Raw genomic sequence first — 1,120 nt, 5'->3', positions numbered from 1 at the left:
AGTGAGCGTTTGATTCTCGGTTGTCTGTTTCATTTGGCTTGGCTGTCGCGCCAGTTGTGGGTGGTCTCGTGTGTGAGGCGGCGGGTCATGAGGTTGATGGCGGCGAGTTGGATCATGGCTGCCGATCGGTGGGGGTGGGTTTCGTAGTCGCGGGCCAGGCGGCGGTGATGCATGAGCCAGCCGAGGGTGCGTTCGACGACCCAGCGGCGGGGCTGGACGTGGAAGCCGCGGGTGTTGGGGGCGCGTTGGACGATCTCCAGGTCGATGCCGTGATGGGCGGCGTGTTCGACGGCTTTGGTCTTGTAGCCGTTGTCGGCCCAGGCTTTGGTGATGGTGGGGTGGCGTGCGGCGATGTCGGCGAGGAGCTGGGTGCCGGCGGCGGAGTCGTGGACGCTGGCGGCGGTGACGGTGACGGCCAGAAGGAGGCCGAGTGTGTCGGTGACGATGTGCCGTTTGCGTCCGATGATTTTCTTGGCCGGGTCGACGCCTTGGCTGGTCAGGGGGACGGTGGCGGAGGTTTTGATGCTCTGGCTGTCGATCAGGCAGGCACTGGGCTCGATGGTGCGGCCTTCGGCTTGGCGGACTTTGCCGCGTAAGAGGCCGGTGAGCTGGTCGAAGATGCCGTCGGCTTCCCAGCGGGCGAAGTAGCCGTAGACGGTCTGGTGGGGCGGGAAGTCGTGGGGCAGGTAGCGCCAGGGGATGCCGGTGCGGTCGACGTAGAGGATGGCGTTCATCAGGGCGCGCAGGTCGTGGGTGGGTTTGCGGATGCCGTTGCGGGCCTGGCGCCAGGTTTCGAGGGTGGGGCGGATGAGTTCCCAGCGGGCGTCGGACAGGTCGCTGGGGTAGGGCCGTGAGGACTGCATGGTGTCTGCGTACGTGGCGGCGGCCGGCCTGAGCAGGGCGTGTGCGGGGGTGCCTGGTGCACCGAGGCGCGTGTTCTCAACTCGGTGCGAACCGGTGGGTTTCTGAATGAGACAGGAGCTCTTGCCAGGAAACCGGCGCACTACCGTTCTGCTGATTACCGCAGAAGTGGCGTTTCCGGCGAATCGCTTCGCTGAGCGCTCGAGTCGGCTCTCGGAATGCACCACGTACCGTCCGATACCAGAACGAAACGCTCACT

General features: G+C 65.7%; 1 protein-coding gene. It reads right to left on the bottom strand.

Annotated features, from left to right (window positions below; all coding sequences use genetic code 11):
- Window positions 1–29: 29 nt before the first annotated feature.
- On the bottom strand, window positions 30–863 hold the full coding sequence (locus tag AB0B01_RS30905) for an IS5 family transposase (protein ID WP_361726321.1): 834 nt from the start codon (window positions 861–863) through the stop codon (window positions 30–32).
- Between the last annotated feature and the right edge of the window lie 257 nt (window positions 864–1,120).

Origin of the sequence: Streptomyces sp. NPDC044571 (assembly GCF_040647115.1) — a bacterium.
Taxonomy (GTDB): Bacteria; Actinomycetota; Actinomycetes; order Streptomycetales; family Streptomycetaceae; genus Streptomyces.
Note: the sequence above shows the minus strand (reverse complement) of the source record. Positions and strands in the feature narration are given on the sequence as shown.